Below are 16,400 nucleotides of genomic sequence, written 5' to 3' on the forward strand. Positions count from 1 at the left end.
CGTAATGGGATGAAACTGTGTCGTCAGCTCCGCCTTGTCCATGGCCGGCACGGGAATTCGTCTTGTTTGTATTTTTCGGAAAGGAAGCAAACCATAGAAGCGGCATGCTTGTGCTGCGCTCAACCAGAGCATAGATATGTTGACATAAAGATATCTTTATGTGATCTGATTGTCGAGTCGCAATCAGGCCAGAGGAATTCGCTTATGTTTGACAATCTTTTTGGTTCCGAAACAGCGAAGCGCGATGGTAGCGAGATATTCGACGCCTTGCGAAAGGCGGCGAGCGAGCGAATTCTCGTGCTTGACGGCGCCATGGGCACGCAGATCCAGGGCCTCGGTTTCGACGAGGATCAGTTTCGCGGTCACCGTTTCATAGGCTGTGCCTGTCATCAAAAAGGCAATAACGACCTTCTCATTCTGACTCAGCCCGACGCGATCGAAGAGATTCATTATCGCTATGCCAAGGCAGGCGCCGATATCCTGGAGACCAACACCTTCTCGTCCACCCGCATTGCGCAGGCGGATTATCAGATGGAAGGTGCCGTCTATGATCTCAATAAGGAAGGCGCCGAGATCGTCCGCCGTGCGGCGATCCGCGCGCAGCGGGAAGATGGCAAGCGCCGTTTCGTTGCCGGTGCCATCGGTCCGACCAACCGCACAGCGTCGATTTCCCCTGATGTCAATAATCCTGGCTATCGCGCCGTCAGCTTCGATGATCTGCGTCTGGCTTACGGCGAGCAGATAGATGGCCTCATCGACGGGGGCGCCGACATTATTCTGATCGAGACGATTTTCGATACGCTTAACGCGAAGGCTGCCATCTTCGCCTGCGAGGAGCGTTTCGAGGCCAAGGGCATACGCCTGCCGGTCATGATATCCGGCACGATCACAGACCTTTCCGGTCGCACGCTTTCAGGGCAGACGCCATCGGCTTTCTGGAATTCAGTGCGCCATGCGAGCCCCTTCACCATCGGCCTTAACTGTGCCCTCGGCGCAAACGCCATGCGTCCGCACCTGCAGGAGCTTTCGGCTGCTGCGGATACCTTCATTTGCGCTTATCCCAATGCCGGGCTGCCGAACGAATTCGGCCAATATGACGAAACGCCTGATATGATGGCGGCTCAAGTCGAGGAGTTTGCACGCGAGGGTCTCGTCAACATCGTCGGCGGCTGCTGCGGCTCCACGCCAGAGCACATTGCCGCGATCGCTGAGGCGGTGTCGAAATATCCGCCGCGCCAGCTTGCCGAGCACCGTCCTTTCATGTCGCTTTCCGGTCTCGAGCCGTTTGAGCTGACCAGAGACATTCCCTTCGTCAACGTCGGCGAGCGGACCAACGTCACTGGCTCCGCGAAATTCCGCAAGCTGATCACCAATGCCGATTATACGGCGGCACTTGCCGTTGCCCGCGATCAGGTCGAGAACGGCGCGCAGGTCATCGACATCAACATGGACGAGGGCCTGATCGATTCTGAAAGGGCAATGGTCGAGTTCCTGAATCTGATCGCCGCCGAGCCGGATATTGCCCGCGTTCCGGTGATGATCGACAGCTCGAAATTCTCGATCATCGAAGCCGGCCTGAAATGCGTGCAGGGCAAGCCGATCGTCAATTCGATCTCGCTCAAGGAAGGCGAGGAGAATTTTCTCAAGCAAGCTCGATTGATGCGCATGTACGGCGCCGCCGTCGTCGTGATGGCCTTCGATGAACAGGGCCAGGCAGACAGCTATGAACGCAAGGTCGAGATCTGCTCGCGCGCCTACAAGCTGCTGACGGAAACGGCAGGTTTGCAGCCGGAAGATATCATCTTCGATCCTAATATCTTCGCTGTTGCGACCGGCATCGAAGAGCACAACAATTACGGTGTCGACTTCATCGAAGCGACGCGGACGATCCGACAGACCATGCCGCTGGTTCATATCTCCGGTGGCGTGTCGAACCTGTCTTTCTCCTTCCGCGGCAACGAACCGGTCCGCGAGGCCATGCATGCCGTCTTCCTCTATCACGCCATTCAGGCGGGTATGGACATGGGCATCGTCAATGCGGGTCAGCTCGCGGTCTATGACAATATCGATCCCGAATTGCGGGAGGCCTGCGAGGATGTCGTTCTCAATCGTCGATCGGATGGCACGGAACGGTTGCTTGAGGTTGCAGAGCGCTTCCGTGGAACCGGCGGCAGGGAGGCCAAGGCGCAGGATCTTTCCTGGCGCGAATGGCCAGTGGCAAAGCGGCTGGAGCATGCGCTGGTCAACGGCATCACCGACTATATCGAGGCGGATACCGAGGAGGCGCGTCAGACCGTCGAACGGCCACTGCACGTCATCGAAGGTCCGCTGATGGCGGGCATGAACGTTGTCGGCGATCTCTTCGGTGCAGGCAAGATGTTCCTGCCGCAGGTGGTGAAGTCCGCTCGCGTCATGAAACAGGCCGTTGCCGTGCTGCTGCCTTACATGGAGGCCGAGAAGCTGGCCAATGGCGGCAGCGGCGAGCGTCAGGCTGCCGGCAAGGTGTTGATGGCGACCGTCAAGGGCGATGTGCATGATATCGGCAAGAACATCGTCGGCGTCGTGCTTGCCTGCAACAACTACGAAATCATCGATCTCGGCGTCATGGTGCCGGCGACGAAGATTCTCGAAACGGCCATCGCCCAGAAGGTGGATATAATCGGTCTTTCCGGCCTGATCACGCCTTCCCTGGACGAAATGGTGCATGTTGCCTCGGAAATGGAGCGGCAGGGTTTTGATATTCCGCTGTTGATCGGCGGTGCGACCACCAGCCGTGTGCATACTGCGGTGAAGATCCATCCGCGCTACGAGAAGGGGCAGACGGTCTACGTCACCGACGCCAGCCGCGCCGTCGGCGTCGTTTCGGCGCTGCTGTCGCCGGATGCCAAGCAGGGCTATGTCGACACCATCAGGGCAGAATATGCCAAGGTCGCGGCCGCTCACGCCCGTAGTGAGGCTGAGAAAGTGCGCCTGCCGATTGCGAGAGCTCGAGAGAACGCCCAGAAGGTCGATTGGGCGAGCTATAAGCCTGTGAAGCCGCAGTTCTTCGGGACAAAGGTGTTCGAGAACTACGATCTGGCCGAGCTTGCCAGGTACATCGACTGGACGCCGTTCTTCCAGACCTGGGAGCTGAAGGGCCGTTTCCCGGCGATCCTCGAAGATGAAAAGCAGGGTGAGGCGGCACGGCAGCTTTACGCCGATGCTCAATCGATGTTGGAAAAGATCATCGCGGAAAACTGGTTCCGCCCTCGCGCCGTCATCGGCTTCTGGCCGGCGGGCGCCGTTGGCGACGATATCAGGCTGTTCACGGATGAAGGCCGTGATCGCGAGCTTGCGACCTTCTACACCTTGCGCCAGCAGCTGTCGAAGCGTGATGGCCGTCCGAATGTCGCCCTCTCGGACTTCGTTGCGCCGGTTTCAAGCGGTGTGGCCGACTATGTCGGCGGCTTCGTCGTCACTGCCGGTATCGAGGAAATCGCTATTGCCGAGCGCTTCGAACGTGCGAATGACGACTACTCGTCGATCCTGGTGAAGGCGCTTGCCGACCGTTTTGCCGAAGCCTTTGCCGAACGGATGCATGAGCAGGTGCGACGCGAGTTCTGGGGCTACGCCACAGATGAGCATCTTTCCAGCGACGAGCTTCTTTCTGAAGCTTACGCCGGTATTCGTCCAGCGCCCGGCTATCCGGCACAACCTGACCATACCGAAAAGGAAACGCTGTTCCGGCTGCTCGATGCCGAAGCGGTAGCGGGTGTCAAGCTCACGGAAAGCTATGCAATGTGGCCCGGTTCCTCCGTCTCGGGCATTTATATCGCGCATCCCGACGCTTATTATTTCGGCGTCGCCAAAGTCGAGCGCGATCAGGTTGAGGACTATGCGACCCGCAAGGATATGCCCGTTGCGGAGGTGGAGCGTTGGTTGGGTCCGGTGCTGAACTATGTGCCGGCGAAGGCCGAAGCAGCGGTCGATGACGCAGCCTGATCATGAGTCGTTTCAACGCCTTGGGGCGTTTTGCTCATAGGCAGATTCCGCACGCCGCCATCGCCGCAATTTGATTCATCTTGCGGCGATATCTATTTGATTAATAATATAAATCTTCGATCGCTACCGGGGTGAACCTAAGTTGCGCCGATCGTTAGCTCCGCGACGAAATCGTAGGCATCTCCCCGATAAAGCGACCTGGTGAATTCCACGGCCCGGCCCGAGCCGAGATAGGAAATGCGTTCGATCGAAAGGCCGGCGGCTCCGACGGGAACGCCAAGCAACCCCGCATCGGACTCTTTCATGTTGGTTGCCGATATGCGCTGTACGGCGCGCACGGGGCGGACCTGTCGCTTTTCGAGTTCCGCATAAAGCGATGTCGTCACGACTGCTGGATCCGGCAGGAATTCGCCGGAGACACTGGCATGCTCGATCGCCAGTGGCTGATCGTCGGCGATGCGCAAGCGGCTGAGCCGGGAAACCTTAGTGCCGGCGGCAAGGCCGAGGATCATCATTTCATCGGGAGACGGCGTATGGATGCCTTTGTGCAGCCATTCGGAACGTGCGGTCATGCCGCGTCGGGCCATGTCCTCGGTGAAGGAGGTGAGCTGAGATAGCCGTTGTTCCACCTTGGATACGGGCTTTGTGACAAAGGTGCCGGACCCGTGGCGGCGCACGAGAATACCTTCGGCGACAAGGTCGTCGATCGCCTTGCGCACGGTGACGCGGCTGACGGCGGCAAATTCGGCAATATCGCGCTCGGGTGGAAGCGCATCGCCCTGCTTCAACCTTCCGATCTTTACGGCTTCTTCGAGTGTGCGTCGCAGCTTGACGTAGAGCGGGCCGGGTCCGCCTCCTGACAGGCGTTCTGGCGAGAAGATGGCACTCAAATCCTCGGTCATGCCCAGCTTCCCTTCCCATCCCGTAGCAATTTTGCCGCCAATTCCACCGCTCCGCGCAGCACGTCGCCCTTGGGCTCGGCCAGGAGTGCTTTGTGGCGTGCGTCGAGCCAGGGGCGATAAGCCTGGGCAAGGCCGCCGAGGAGGCAGATCGACGGGCATTCGGGCCAAAGCAGGGCATCCAGGCTTTCGGTTATGGCCTTCGCAGCCGTCTTGATGATATCGATGGCGACGGGGTCATTCATCCCGGCATAGTCGAACACGATTGGTGCATAGCGCCCGAAATCCTTTGGCTTGGACGCATGGGCAAATTCGACGACCCGCTCCGGATCGTTGCCATATTCGGCCATGATCGCATTCGTCAGCGGTGACGTTGCCGCCACCCGGTCATGCGCCAGAAGGGCGCGTTCGAGGAGATCGCGGCCGAGGCGGGCGCCGCTGGCCTGATCGCCGATGACAAACCCCCAGCCGCCGATGCCCCAGCTCACACCGTCACGGCGGGCATTGTAGACGGAGCCGGTGCCAAAAGCGCCGATGATTCCATCGGCATCACCGAGCGCACCCTGAAGTGCGATCGTCGCATCGGTGACCACGCGAGAACTCGCGAAGGGAAGGGCGCCTTCCACCCGTTTTCCATAGCTGCCGACATTGGCGCCGGCCGTGCCGATAACCGCAGGCAACTTGTAAACCTGTTCGGGATCGAGCCCTGCGCTTGTCAGTGCATGTCGGGCCGAAGCGACGATATTGATCAGCGAGTTTTCCAGGTCGGAGAGAATGTTTGCAGCGCCGGCTTTGCCCGTGCCGAGAACTTGGCCCGTTCCGTTTATCACGGCAGCGCGGCAGCTCGTTCCTCCGCCGTCGATGCCTATTGCAAACTGCCCCATCATGCCTCCGGATGCCACCTGTTCCCCATTTTCCTATACAATACCAAAAAAATACCATTTACCAATAGGCAACGTGTCCATTTTTGCGCGTCAATATCCTATTGAAATATATTGTAAAATTTCTTTTGCCCGCTCTTTTTGTGTCCAAAGGTTAAATTCGGCTGGACAATTGGTATTTTTTTGGCCTTAATTCTTGCCAAGGGAACAATACAAACAGACATCGGCGGAACCGGCAGAACAATAACAGCCGGCGGGCTAAGCAGAAGGCTGAACCTCCATCGTTGTCCCAAGCCGTTTGGATCAGGAGGGTCCGTCCTTCGGCGTTTGTCATGAATTTCCCGCATGGTGTTTACAGCGTCTCTGCCCTGTTGGCGGCAGACGGCGATTGAACGGGCCGATCAGGCGAAGTGCCTCTGAAGCCCTTTGTATTGGGGGCCGGCAGCATTGGCGGTCCCTATGGAGCGCTGACCGTTTCTTCAGACAGGCCAGCGGATTTTCAGATCGAAAACAGCGCCTCGCTACGGGCGTCGAAAACAGGAGAGGGAAATGAAAAATAATGTTCTGAAAGGCTTGCTTCTTGCATCCAGCCTGCTGACCTCGGTCAGCTTCGCGCATGCGGCTGATGTAACGCTGACGGTCGAAAGCTGGCGTAACGACGACCTGCAGATTTGGCAGGACAAGATCATCCCGGCTTTCGAAGCGAAGAACCCCGGCATCAAAATCGTTTTTTCGCCGACGGCTCCCACCGAATACAACGCATCGCTGAACGCCAAGCTCGACGCCGGCTCTGCGGGTGACATCATCACCTGCCGTCCTTTCGATGCCTCGCTCGACCTCTTCAACAAGAAGCATCTCGCTGATCTGACGAGCTTGAAGGGCATGGAGAACTTCTCGGCAGTCGCCAAGGCCGCATGGTCGACCGATGACGGCAAGTCGACCTTCTGCGTGCCGATGGCTTCGGTCATCCATGGCTTCATCTACAACAAAGACGCCTTCGACAAGCTCGGCCTGAAGGTGCCGGCGACCCGCGACGAGTTCTTTGCTCTTCTCGACAAGATCAAGGCTGACGGCACTTATATTCCGATGGCCATGGGCACCAAGGACCTGTGGGAGGCCGCAACCATGGGTTATCAGAACATCGGCCCGAACTACTGGAAGGGTGAGGACGGCCGCGAGGCTCTTATCGCCGGCAAGGAAAAGCTGACGGACGCTCCGTGGGTCGATCCCTACAAGGAACTTGCCAAGTGGAAGCCCTATCTCGGCGACGGTTTCGAGGCCCAGGGCTACGCTGACAGCCAGAACCTCTTCACGCTCGGCAAGGCTGCGATCTATCCGGCCGGCTCCTGGGAAATCGCTCTTTTCAACACCCAGGCGCAGTTCAAGATGGGCGCCTTCCCGCCGCCGGTCGCCAAGGCTGGTGACACCGCCTATATCTCGGACCATCCGGATATCGGCGTCGGCCTGAATACGAAGAGCACGCACCAGGAAGAAGCCAAGAAGTTCCTGAGCTGGGTCGCTTCCGACGAGTTCGCCACCATCTACGCCAATTCGCTGCCGGGCTTCTTCAGCCTGAATTCGCATCCGGTGAAGATGAGCGATCCGCTTGCTCAGGAGTTCGTCTCCTGGCGTAAGGATCACAAGTCGACCGTTCGCTCCACGTATCAGATCCTGTCGCGCGGCACGCCGAACCTGGAAAACGAAACCTGGACGGAATCCGCAAACGTGATCAATGCTACGGATACGCCGGAACAGGCTGCTGCAAAGCTGCAGAAGGGCCTCGACAGCTGGTACAAGCCTGGCAAGTAATCATTGCATAAAACGGGCGAGGGGCCTTCGGGCTCCTCTCCCTTTTTCTTGATCATGGATAATTGGATTGGCGATCGCCTCGCCATTGCATTGCGACACGCCCGACGTCGTTTAGAGCCGGAATGGCGGGTGAATTTGAACCTCAGAGCTGCCGCTTCGCCGGGCAGCCAACAAAAACAGGCAGAAAGCCATGAGCGACGCCGAGATATCAGACGCCCTTGAGGTTGCGCCGATCAGGCGCTCCAGACGCTGGCACATCCTCGTTTTCCTTTTCCCGGCCTTTGTCGTCTATACGGCGGTCATGATCCTGCCTCTGATCGAGACGCTGCGGCTGTCGCTTTACAATGTCGTCGACAATCAACCGGCTTTCGTCGGTCTGAACAATTTCAAGATATTGTTCGGCGACGAACGTTGGGCGCATGATTTCTGGAATGCGCTACGCAACAATCTGATCTTCTTTGCCATCCATATGTGCGTGCAGAATCCGATCGGCGTCGCACTCGCAGCGCTCCTGTCTCTGCCGAAGCTGCGTTTTGTTGCCTTCTATCGTACCGCTATTTTCCTGCCGACGCTGCTTTCCTTTGTCGTCGTCGGCTTCATCTGGAAGCTGATCCTGTCCCCTCTCTGGGGTGTAGCGCCCGAATTGCTGAGCATGATCGGCCTCAAGTCGTTCTTCGCGCCTTGGCTCGGCAGGCCGAGCACGGCGCTGATCACCGTCGCGCTCATTTCCGTCTGGCAATATGTCGGCATTCCGATGATGCTGATCTATGCGGCCTTGCTCAACATTCCCGAAGAGGTCATCGAAGCGGCCGAATGCGACGGTATTACCGGGTGGAGCCAATTCTGGAAGATCAAGCTGCCTCTGGTGCTGCCCGCAATCGGTATCATCTCGATCCTGACATTCGTCGGCAATTTCAACGCGTTCGATCTGGTTTACACCGTGCAGGGTGCACTGGCCGGGCCGGATGGCTCGACCGATATTCTCGGCACACTTCTCTATCGCGTCTTCTTCGGCTTCCAGCTTCAGCTCGGAGACCGTTCCATGGGGGCGACGATCGCGACTGTCATGTTCCTGATCATCCTGACCGGTGTCTCGTTCTATCTTTTCATCGTCCAGCGGCGCATTCGCCGCTACCAGTTCTGAGGAGAGGCGACCATGTCCAAGGCCCGCACTTCCCTTGTCCGCACCGGCTTCGTGCATCTGGCGCTGATCGCGTATACGCTTGTCGCCCTTTTCCCGGTGTTCCTGACCATCATCAATTCGTTCAAGGATCGCGCATCGATCTTCCGTGCGCCGTTAAGCCTTCCAACGCCATCCTCATTCAGCATGATAGGTTATGATACCGTCCTCAGGCAGGGCGATTTCCTGACCTATTTCCAGAACAGCTTCGTGGTGACGATCGTCTCGATCATCCTTACGCTGCTGTTCGGCGCGATGTCCGCTTTCGCCCTGTCGGAGTACCGTTTCCGTGGCAATATGATGCTGGGTCTGTATATGGCGATCGGTATCATGATCCCGATCCGCCTCGGCACGGTCGCCATCCTGCAGGGGATGGTTGCCGCCGGCCTCGTCAACACGTTGACGGCGCTGATCCTCGTTTATACCGCTCAAGGCCTGCCTCTGGCGATCTTCATTCTCTCAGAGTTCATGCGGACCGTTTCCGATGACCTGAAAAATGCCGGTCGTATCGATGGCCTCAGCGAATATGCCATCTTCTTTCGCCTTGTCTTGCCGCTGGTTCGCCCGGCCATGGCGACGGTCGCCGTTTTCACGATGATACCGATCTGGAACGACCTCTGGTTCCCGCTGATCCTGGCACCGAGCGAGGCGACGAAAACCGTGACGCTCGGGTCGCAGATCTTTATCGGTCAGTTCGTCACAAACTGGAACGCCGTGCTGGCGGCGCTGACGCTTGCCATCCTGCCGATCCTTATCCTCTACGTCATCTTTTCGCGCCAACTCATTCGTGGCATCACCTCCGGAGCAGTCAAGTGAGCGTATCCGAAAAGCCGATCCGCGTTCTCGTCGCCGGCCTTGGCAATATGGGCCGCAGCCATGCGCTCGCCTATCATAACAATCCTGGGTTCGAGATTGTCGGCCTCGTCAATCGCTCCAAGCCGGAGTTGGCGGAAGAGTTGCGCGGCTACGCGATCCACCCGGATTTCGAAACGGCGTTGAAGGAATTGAAGCCGGATCTGTGCTCCATCAATACCTATTCCGACAGCCATGCCGATTACGCAGTGATGGCCTTCGAGGCGGGTTGCCATGTTTTCGTCGAGAAGCCATTGGCAACGACGGTCGGCGATGCCGAGCGCGTCGTTACAGCGGCGAAGAAGGCGGGCAAGAAGCTGGTCATCGGCTACATCCTGCGTCAACATCCATCATGGCAACGTTTGATTGCCGAGGCCCGCAAGCTTGGCGGTCCCTATGTCTTCCGCATGAACCTCAATCAGCAGTCGAGCGGCCCGACCTGGGAGACGCACAAGGCGCTGATGCGCACGACATCGCCCATCGTCGATTGCGGCGTGCACTATGTCGACGTCATGTGCCAGATCACCGATGCCAAACCTGTCGAGGTGCGCGGCATGGGCCTTCGCCTGTCGAGCGAGATCAAGCCGGATATGTATAATTACGGCCATCTGCAGGTGATCTTCGAGGATGGTTCTGTCGGCTGGTATGAGGCCGGCTGGGGACCGATGATTTCCGAGACCGCCTTCTTCGTGAAGGATGTGATGTCGCCAAATGGCGCGGTGTCGATCGTCATGGATCCGAACGCCAAGTCCGACGACATCGACACGCACACCAAGACCTCCGTCATCCGGTTGCATAATGCCGAAACCGGGCCAAATGGCCAGTTCATCCGACCAGATCAGGATCTGCATATGGACGGGGAGCCAGGCCATCAGGAGCTCTGCGATCTTGAACAGGCCTTCATGCTGAAGGCCATCCGCGAAGACATCGACCTCGACCGCCACATGGCAGACGCCGTTCAATCGCTGCGCATCTGCCTCGCCGCCGACGAGAGCGTGCGCACCGGCAAGCCCGTTTATTTGTAAGGATAAGAGACTGTGGGATCGCTTCAACTGAAATCCATCCGCAAGGCCTACGGCACGCATGATGTGCTGAAGGGCATCGATCTCGAGGTGAAGGACGGCGAGTTCGTCATCTTCGTGGGCCCTTCTGGCTGTGGCAAGTCGACCCTTCTGCGCAGCATCGCCGGCCTCGAAGACGTGACTGCTGGTGCTGTCCTGATCAACGGCCAGGATGTGACGGTAACGCCGCCCGCCAAGCGCGGCATCGCCATGGTCTTCCAGTCCTATGCGCTCTATCCGCACCTGACGGTGAAGGACAATATGGGATTGGGCCTGAAGCAGGCCGGCACTGCGAAGGACGAGATCGAAAGCCGCGTCGGGAAGGCCTCCGGCATGCTGTCGCTCGAGCCTTATCTCGCGCGTCGGCCGGCCGAACTTTCCGGCGGCCAGCGCCAGCGCGTTGCCATCGGCCGCGCCATCGTGCGTGAGCCGGAGCTCTTTCTCTTCGACGAACCGCTGTCGAACCTCGATGCGGCCTTGCGCGTACAGACGCGCCTGGAGATCGCTCGTCTGCACCGCAGCCTCAAGGCGACGATGATCTACGTCACCCACGACCAGGTCGAGGCGATGACCCTTGCCGACAAGATCGTCGTGCTCAATGCCGGCGCGATCGAGCAGATCGGCTCGCCGATGGAGCTCTATAACCGTCCGGCCAATGTCTTCGTCGCCGGCTTCATCGGTTCGCCACAGATGAATTTCGTTCCGGCCGAGAAACTGGGGCAAAGCGGCGCAAAAACCGTTGGCATTCGCCCGGAGCACATTACTCTGTCGCGTGATCAGGGCACCTGGTCGGCCAAGGTCATCCATGTCGAACACCTCGGTGCCGACACGATTATCTATCTCGAATCCGATGTCACCGGTCTTTTGACCGTTCGTCTTTTCGGCGAGCATCAATACGAGCCGGACGAAATGGTTTATGCGACGCCGGATGCGACCCACATGCATCGCTTCGATGCAAACGACAAAGCGATCCGCACGTAATCTGCTGCACTCGAGGCGAAGCAGGGTGTTTCGTTTCGGACGTCCCTTGCCCAGGGAGCGTGGTGGTCGATCATTCGCCTCAGGGGTTCGAGGGGCTGCCTATTGTCAGCGCGGCCTTCTCGATGACCTCTGCGATACGCTCGGAAAGCGCGGGATCGGAAACGGCCCGCGCAATCGTGACACCGCCGCTGAGCATAGCGAGCAGAAGGATCGCCTGATCCTCGGCCGCCGTTTTGGTTAGGTTCGCTCCCTTGTTCTCCGGCAGGCCGGTGGCCACGGCCGCAATGAGTTTTTTCAATTCCACCGTATAGATGTTGCGCGTTTCATCGTCAGCACGCATGACATCGGGTGAAAGACTTGGCAGGGCGCAGCTATCGCCGAGATCGCAGGTGCGTTTGTAGCCGAGATAGTAGCTGGCGAAGGCCTTCAGCCAGTTCTTCGGCTGGCTTTCCTTGAGTGCCGCGATCCCTTGACGGAGCTCTTCCAGCCCTTCCACGACAGCCGTGCGAAATGCCTCGCCCTTGGACTTGAAGTGCCCGTAGAAGGCGCCGTTGGTGACGCCGGCGGCTTTCGTCAGGGCATCGATGCCCGCCCCGCCATAACCCTCCTTTCGAAATACTTGCCCGGCGGCCGCGATCACCCGCGCCCGGGTCTCCTGCTTGTGTTCGGCGCTATAGCGCATTGGTGCCCCCATTAAGAGTGATCTCTCTTTATTGATTGCATAGAGAGCGATCTGTGTGTATTGATAAAGAGTGATCGGTATATATTAATTGCCGTCGCAGGTCCAACAAGGAGATGTCACATGCCTATTACGCTTACACTCCCCGAACGTTTGCTTTCGCCTGAAGCGCAAGCGCAGGCTCTTGCCCGCTTGACCGAAGCGGTTCTCGATGTTGCCGGCTTGACCGGAAATGCCTTCATGACGGCCAATGTCATTGGCACGATTAACGTGCTTCCGGCCGAACATGTATTGGCGGCGGGAAAGCCCGTTGCGGCGGCCTTCATCGAGCTCAAGCTGCCCGAGATCGCGCTTGCGACGCCGGAAGCCAAACGGGCTTTCATCGAGAAGGCGACCGATATCGTCGAACAGGCCGCCGGAGGGCGGATCAAGCGCGAGCACATCTGGTCGAACATAGTCTACGCGCCGGAAGGAGCCTGGGGCATTGCAGGGCATAGCTACAGCAATGCCGATTTGGTCGGCGCTATTCAAAATGCCGCAGGGTCCTAGGTAACCCTCGGCTCAATACCGCCTGAATCGGCAGAGTTCGTAGGGGTGTCGGACCGGCGTGTGCCGAGCCATCGTGGTCCGACGCAAGAGGAAAACAGGACATGCAACTGGCCAATTATCTGTTCTTCACAACGCATTGCGAGGAGGCGCTTGCCTTCTATGCCGCCTGCGGGCTTGGCCGCGTTACGCTATTGATCCATCATGGTGCCGATGGGATACCGCTTGCTGCGGATGCGATGCGGGGCAGGGTGATGCACGCGCGTTTCGAGGGGCCAGGCGTGCTGTTCTTCGCATCCGACAATCACGATGCCGAGCCGATGCGCGGCTCCGCCCATATGCTTGTCATGGATGACCGCGACAGCACCGACAGGATTTTTTCTCTGCTGGCCGAAGGCGGCACGGTGACGACGCCGCTCGCCATCCAGCCATGGGGCAGCTACTACGGCAAGCTCACGGATCGGTTTGGCGTTCAATGGATGGTGGACTGCGTGCGATCGTGATCTCGAATAGTACGGGTTTGAATCAAATAGTCCGGTCGTCCGGATGAATTCACTCCACTGTCATGAAGCTGGGCTATCACGGGCTCAGTCCACTCCAGCAGCGAGCGCATCATGACAAACGCAGCATCCATTTATGCAACCTGGCATACAGAGCCGCAGGGCGATATCGCGATGGCGGAATCGCATAGTCCTTACTGGCGGCATTTCATCGAAACGGTCCCGGAGCGGGATTTTTCATCGAAGACAGTGCTGGATTTCGGCTGCAATCGAGGCGGCTTCCTGCGACTGCTTCATGCCCTGCGGCCGTTTCGTCGCGGTGTCGGCATCGACATTGCCTCGGAATCGGTGGCTGCAGCTGTCGCTGCGGTGGGCAACATGCCGCTGCAGTTTCACGTCACGACCGACCTGTCGCCCTTTGTTGATAGCTTCGACGTGGCTTTCAGCTATGAGGTCGTCTACCTGCTGCCGGAGCTGCGACAGCATGCCGAACAGATGTTCCAGGTCATGCGCAATGGCGGCGTCTACTATGCCGTTACCGGATGCCACAATGAAATGCCGCTCTGGCCAAAATGGCGCGAGCTGATCGGCGGCAACAGCAATGCGCCGGTGCAGGATCGCTCGCCGCAGGATTATATCGACGCCTTCGCGGCGGCCGGCTTCGATGTTTCCGTCAGGCGCTTCGGTTATGACGGCTTCGTGCGGGCGACCAAGGATCGGAAATATTATCCGAGCATTCTCGATGCGCTGAGCTATCCGGCCGAATACAAGCTGCTGTTCCGGCTCGAAAAGCGCTGATGATATGGAGACGATCAATCGCAACGGAGGCAGCACCCTCTGGCATCGGATCGGCGAGATCCTGGCGGCTGATATCGCTGCCGGGACCTTTGCCCCCGGGGCGAGATTGCCGACCGAGCCTGAACTGATGGAGCGTTTCGGCGTCAGCCGTTTCACCGTTCGCCAGGCGCTTGGGCATTTGGAGCAGCGCGGGCTGGTTCGCGCTGAGCAGGGACGGGGGACCTTCGTACACAAGGGTGTGCTCGACTACACGCTCTCGAAGCGAACGCGCTTTTCCAAGAACCTGATCGAGCAGGGCTTCGAGCCAGGCGGCGAACTGCTGGTTCATGAAGTCGTGCCGGCGACGGAACGTGTTGCCGTGCAATTGAAACTTGCGGCGGGCGTGCCTGTCATCCATCGCCGCGGCGTGATGACGGCCGATGGCGTTCCGGTCGAACTGGGTGACACCTATTATCCAGCGGAGCGCTTTCCCGATTTCGACAAGGTCCGGCTGCAATATCCGACGATCACGGCGGCACTCGCCAGCTATGGCATCTCCGACTATGAACGGTTGTCGACCGAGATCGATGCGCGCATGCCGACGGCCGAGGAAGCGCGACTGTTGCGACAGCCCAAATCAGCGCCGCTGCTCGTGACCCGCAAGGTGGATGTCGATACCGATGGCGTGCCTATAGCCTACGCGGAATCGATTTGGCCGGCGGAGCGCATTACTTTCAATGTCGAATTGCGGTAGCTGGATTAGCGATGCGAGAGGATGTTGACGACCTTGCCGAACGGGTCGCGGACGTAGAAACGACGAACGCCCCAGGGCTCGTCCGTCAGGTCGTACAGGATGCCGAAGCCCATTGACGTGGCTCGCCGATAAAGCTCTTCGACATCATCAACTTCGATCGAGAGGTCGGGGACAATCGTTCCCGAACCGCCTTCGCTGGCAACGCTGATCTGCGGGACCGTTGCGGCTTTGGAGGCGAAGGTGAGAATCCAGCCGTGATCCATGACGATGTCAAGGCCGAGCAACTCACTGTAGAACAGACGAGCGCTGGCGGGATCGGCGGCGGGCAGGTTAGAGATGATGCGTAGAACGGTCACCGACTTCCTCCCTTGAGAAATGGAGGCGGGCTTGCGCCGCGCCTCCAGGATACTCCCGCTCAGACCGTTACCGACGGCAGGAGTTTGGCGCGCTCGGTCAATATATGCCGGCAGGCGCTCGCCACTTCGCGGCCCTTGATGATGAAATGCTCCTTGAAGAATTGGATATGGGCTTCCGATTCCTGAAAGTGATGGGGTGTCAGAACGGCCGAGAGGACCGGCACGCCAGTGTCGAGCTGCACGCGCATCATTGCATCGAGAACGGTATTGGCAACGAATTCATGGCGATAAATGCCGCCGTCGACAACGAAAGCGGTGGCGACGATTGCGGAATAGCGGCCGTTACGGGCAAGCGTCTGCGCATGGAGCGGAATTTCGAGTGCGCCCGGCACGTCGAATATGTCGATGGGCGATGCTCCTTCTGTCGTCTGCCATTCAGCAATGAAGGAATCAACCGAGCGATCGACGATATCGGCATGCCAGCGAGCCCGAATGATCGCGATGCGGCTCGGTTGGGAGGAGATAGAAATGGTCATGAATTCTGCCTTTCAAGGGTTGGTACAAATATCCCTTGGGCGAACATGCATGAACGCGACACTCCTCTCGCCGAGGAGGGGCGACCTGCTTGCTCTCTTCCATCCGGACTATACCGTCGGCTCCGGCCTCGCACCGGATCTGCTGACCCTTCCGAAACCGGAAGGCGCTCGCGGGCTCGGGGAAAACCCCCATACCGCCGGTGGGGAATTGCACCCCGCCCTGAGAACGGATGGACTATAAATGCATTTCAGCAAGGAAATCAAAGAAAAACGCCGGGCTTTCGACCCGGCGTTTGCGAATAATTTTCCAAAATTGCCCTGTAGCACAGGGCAGATTCTCAATCCTGAATGACCAGCAGATCGGATGATGCAAAACGCAGCGTGACCTTTTCGCCGACGCTCGGGGGCAGCATGCCCGGGCTGTTGAACATATCGAAGGAAATCGTGTTGCCGGCGACGTTCATGCGGGTGCGGATGACCGAACCCAGGAAGTGCGCCGAGGAAACTTCGCCTGTCAGGGCCGTGTCGCCCTTGGCCGATTCGGCCAGTGAGCCTGCCTCCGGGCGCAAAGCCAGCGATACCGTGTCACCAGGCTTGTAGGCGGTGAC

Annotated in this window: 16 protein-coding genes and 1 riboswitch; of the genes, 10 read left to right on the forward strand and 6 right to left on the reverse strand. The window is 58.6% G+C overall.

The window, feature by feature from the left end; translation table 11 throughout:
* Nucleotides 1-204 precede the first annotated feature (204 nt).
* A complete protein-coding gene (gene metH, locus FHT29_RS05330; RefSeq protein WP_047562878.1) occupies nucleotides 205-3,981 on the forward strand; it encodes a methionine synthase in 3,777 nt (1,258 codons plus the stop codon).
* A gap of 137 nt (nucleotides 3,982-4,118) precedes the next feature.
* Here the strand turns inward: metH and FHT29_RS05335 are convergent, their stop codons facing one another.
* Nucleotides 4,119-4,883, reverse strand: a complete 765-nt coding sequence (locus tag FHT29_RS05335; RefSeq protein WP_037200687.1) for a GntR family transcriptional regulator — start codon at nucleotides 4,881-4,883, stop codon at nucleotides 4,119-4,121.
* Complete coding sequence (locus FHT29_RS05340; protein ID WP_047562880.1) at nucleotides 4,880-5,764, reverse strand: BadF/BadG/BcrA/BcrD ATPase family protein; 885 nt, start codon at nucleotides 5,762-5,764, stop codon at nucleotides 4,880-4,882. The genes FHT29_RS05335 and FHT29_RS05340 overlap by 4 nt, the downstream gene beginning before the upstream one ends.
* A 546-nt stretch (nucleotides 5,765-6,310) precedes the next feature.
* On the opposite strand from FHT29_RS05340, the gene FHT29_RS05345 reads away from it, so the two are divergent.
* From FHT29_RS05345 to FHT29_RS05365, 5 genes are all read left to right on the forward strand, one after another.
* Entirely contained in the window at nucleotides 6,311-7,570 is a 1,260-nt protein-coding gene (locus FHT29_RS05345; protein WP_047562882.1) for an ABC transporter substrate-binding protein, read from the forward strand.
* Nucleotides 7,571-7,760: 190 nt separating this feature from the next.
* Nucleotides 7,761-8,714 carry a sugar ABC transporter permease gene (locus tag FHT29_RS05350; protein ID WP_168599274.1) on the forward strand — a complete coding sequence of 318 codons (954 nt, stop codon included), beginning with the start codon at nucleotides 7,761-7,763 and terminating at the stop codon, nucleotides 8,712-8,714.
* Between the two features lie 12 nt (nucleotides 8,715-8,726).
* On the forward strand, nucleotides 8,727-9,566 hold the full coding sequence (locus tag FHT29_RS05355) for a carbohydrate ABC transporter permease (protein WP_047562887.1): 840 nt from the start codon (nucleotides 8,727-8,729) through the stop codon (nucleotides 9,564-9,566).
* Nucleotides 9,563-10,627, forward strand: coding sequence for a Gfo/Idh/MocA family oxidoreductase (locus FHT29_RS05360; protein WP_047562889.1), 1,065 nt, complete (start codon nucleotides 9,563-9,565; stop codon nucleotides 10,625-10,627). The genes FHT29_RS05355 and FHT29_RS05360 overlap by 4 nt, the downstream gene beginning before the upstream one ends.
* A 12-nt stretch (nucleotides 10,628-10,639) precedes the next feature.
* Nucleotides 10,640-11,644 carry an ABC transporter ATP-binding protein gene (locus tag FHT29_RS05365; protein ID WP_037200700.1) on the forward strand — a complete coding sequence of 335 codons (1,005 nt, stop codon included), beginning with the start codon at nucleotides 10,640-10,642 and terminating at the stop codon, nucleotides 11,642-11,644.
* A gap of 79 nt (nucleotides 11,645-11,723) precedes the next feature.
* Here FHT29_RS05365 and FHT29_RS05370 read toward each other — a convergent pair whose 3' ends face one another.
* Nucleotides 11,724-12,326: a TetR/AcrR family transcriptional regulator gene (locus FHT29_RS05370; RefSeq protein WP_047562890.1), complete on the reverse strand. Its 603-nt coding sequence runs from the start codon at nucleotides 12,324-12,326 to the stop codon at nucleotides 11,724-11,726.
* 120 nt (nucleotides 12,327-12,446) lie between these two features.
* Between FHT29_RS05370 and FHT29_RS05375 the strand changes: the two genes are divergently transcribed.
* The 4 genes from FHT29_RS05375 to phnF all read left to right on the forward strand — a co-directional run bounded on the left by FHT29_RS05375 (nucleotide 12,447) and on the right by phnF (nucleotide 14,900).
* Nucleotides 12,447-12,872: a tautomerase family protein gene (locus FHT29_RS05375; protein WP_168599275.1), complete on the forward strand. Its 426-nt coding sequence runs from the start codon at nucleotides 12,447-12,449 to the stop codon at nucleotides 12,870-12,872.
* 101 nt (nucleotides 12,873-12,973) lie between these two features.
* The gene (locus tag FHT29_RS05380) at nucleotides 12,974-13,372 is read left to right on the forward strand and encodes a VOC family protein (RefSeq protein WP_047562892.1); all 399 of its coding nucleotides are present in this window, start codon (nucleotides 12,974-12,976) and stop codon (nucleotides 13,370-13,372) included.
* Between the two features lie 111 nt (nucleotides 13,373-13,483).
* Nucleotides 13,484-14,167: a methyltransferase domain-containing protein gene (locus tag FHT29_RS05385; RefSeq protein ID WP_037200706.1), complete on the forward strand. Its 684-nt coding sequence runs from the start codon at nucleotides 13,484-13,486 to the stop codon at nucleotides 14,165-14,167.
* Between the two features lie 4 nt (nucleotides 14,168-14,171).
* Nucleotides 14,172-14,900 carry a phosphonate metabolism transcriptional regulator PhnF gene (phnF, locus tag FHT29_RS05390; RefSeq protein WP_168599276.1) on the forward strand — a complete coding sequence of 243 codons (729 nt, stop codon included), beginning with the start codon at nucleotides 14,172-14,174 and terminating at the stop codon, nucleotides 14,898-14,900.
* A 5-nt stretch (nucleotides 14,901-14,905) separates the two neighbouring features.
* On the opposite strand, the gene FHT29_RS05395 is transcribed toward phnF, so the two are convergent.
* The 3 genes from FHT29_RS05395 to FHT29_RS05405 all read right to left on the reverse strand — a co-directional run.
* A complete protein-coding gene (locus tag FHT29_RS05395) occupies nucleotides 14,906-15,256 on the reverse strand; it encodes a VOC family protein (protein WP_047562897.1) in 351 nt (116 codons plus the stop codon).
* A gap of 59 nt (nucleotides 15,257-15,315) precedes the next feature.
* A complete protein-coding gene (locus FHT29_RS05400) occupies nucleotides 15,316-15,792 on the reverse strand; it encodes a 6,7-dimethyl-8-ribityllumazine synthase (RefSeq protein ID WP_047562899.1) in 477 nt (158 codons plus the stop codon).
* A gap of 87 nt (nucleotides 15,793-15,879) precedes the next feature.
* Nucleotides 15,880-16,024, reverse strand: a riboswitch (FMN riboswitch).
* 106 nt (nucleotides 16,025-16,130) lie between these two features.
* Nucleotides 16,131-16,400 (reverse strand): TOBE domain-containing protein (locus tag FHT29_RS05405; RefSeq protein WP_168599277.1); only part of this gene is annotated, 270 nt, incomplete at its 5' end.

This window comes from Rhizobium sp. SG741 (genome assembly GCF_012275435.1).
Lineage (GTDB): Bacteria > Pseudomonadota > Alphaproteobacteria > Rhizobiales > Rhizobiaceae > Rhizobium > Rhizobium lusitanum.

What these genes read in the sequence shown, in the direction of transcription:
- metH (WP_047562878.1), top strand. Translation starts at nt 205, where the DNA reads ATGTTTGACAATCTTTTTGGTTCCGAAACAGCGAAGCGCGATGGTAGC.
- FHT29_RS05335 (WP_037200687.1), bottom strand. Translation starts at nt 4,883, where the DNA reads ATGACCGAGGATTTGAGTGCCATCTTCTCGCCAGAACGCCTGTCAGGA.
- FHT29_RS05340 (WP_047562880.1), bottom strand. Translation starts at nt 5,764, where the DNA reads ATGGGGCAGTTTGCAATAGGCATCGACGGCGGAGGAACGAGCTGCCGC.
- FHT29_RS05345 (WP_047562882.1), top strand. Translation starts at nt 6,311, where the DNA reads ATGAAAAATAATGTTCTGAAAGGCTTGCTTCTTGCATCCAGCCTGCTG.
- FHT29_RS05350 (WP_168599274.1), top strand. Translation starts at nt 7,761, where the DNA reads ATGAGCGACGCCGAGATATCAGACGCCCTTGAGGTTGCGCCGATCAGG.
- FHT29_RS05355 (WP_047562887.1), top strand. Translation starts at nt 8,727, where the DNA reads ATGTCCAAGGCCCGCACTTCCCTTGTCCGCACCGGCTTCGTGCATCTG.
- FHT29_RS05370 (WP_047562890.1), bottom strand. Translation starts at nt 12,326, where the DNA reads ATGCGCTATAGCGCCGAACACAAGCAGGAGACCCGGGCGCGGGTGATC.
- FHT29_RS05375 (WP_168599275.1), top strand. Translation starts at nt 12,447, where the DNA reads ATGCCTATTACGCTTACACTCCCCGAACGTTTGCTTTCGCCTGAAGCG.
- FHT29_RS05380 (WP_047562892.1), top strand. Translation starts at nt 12,974, where the DNA reads ATGCAACTGGCCAATTATCTGTTCTTCACAACGCATTGCGAGGAGGCG.
- FHT29_RS05385 (WP_037200706.1), top strand. Translation starts at nt 13,484, where the DNA reads ATGACAAACGCAGCATCCATTTATGCAACCTGGCATACAGAGCCGCAG.
- phnF (WP_168599276.1), top strand. Translation starts at nt 14,172, where the DNA reads ATGGAGACGATCAATCGCAACGGAGGCAGCACCCTCTGGCATCGGATC.
- FHT29_RS05400 (WP_047562899.1), bottom strand. Translation starts at nt 15,792, where the DNA reads ATGACCATTTCTATCTCCTCCCAACCGAGCCGCATCGCGATCATTCGG.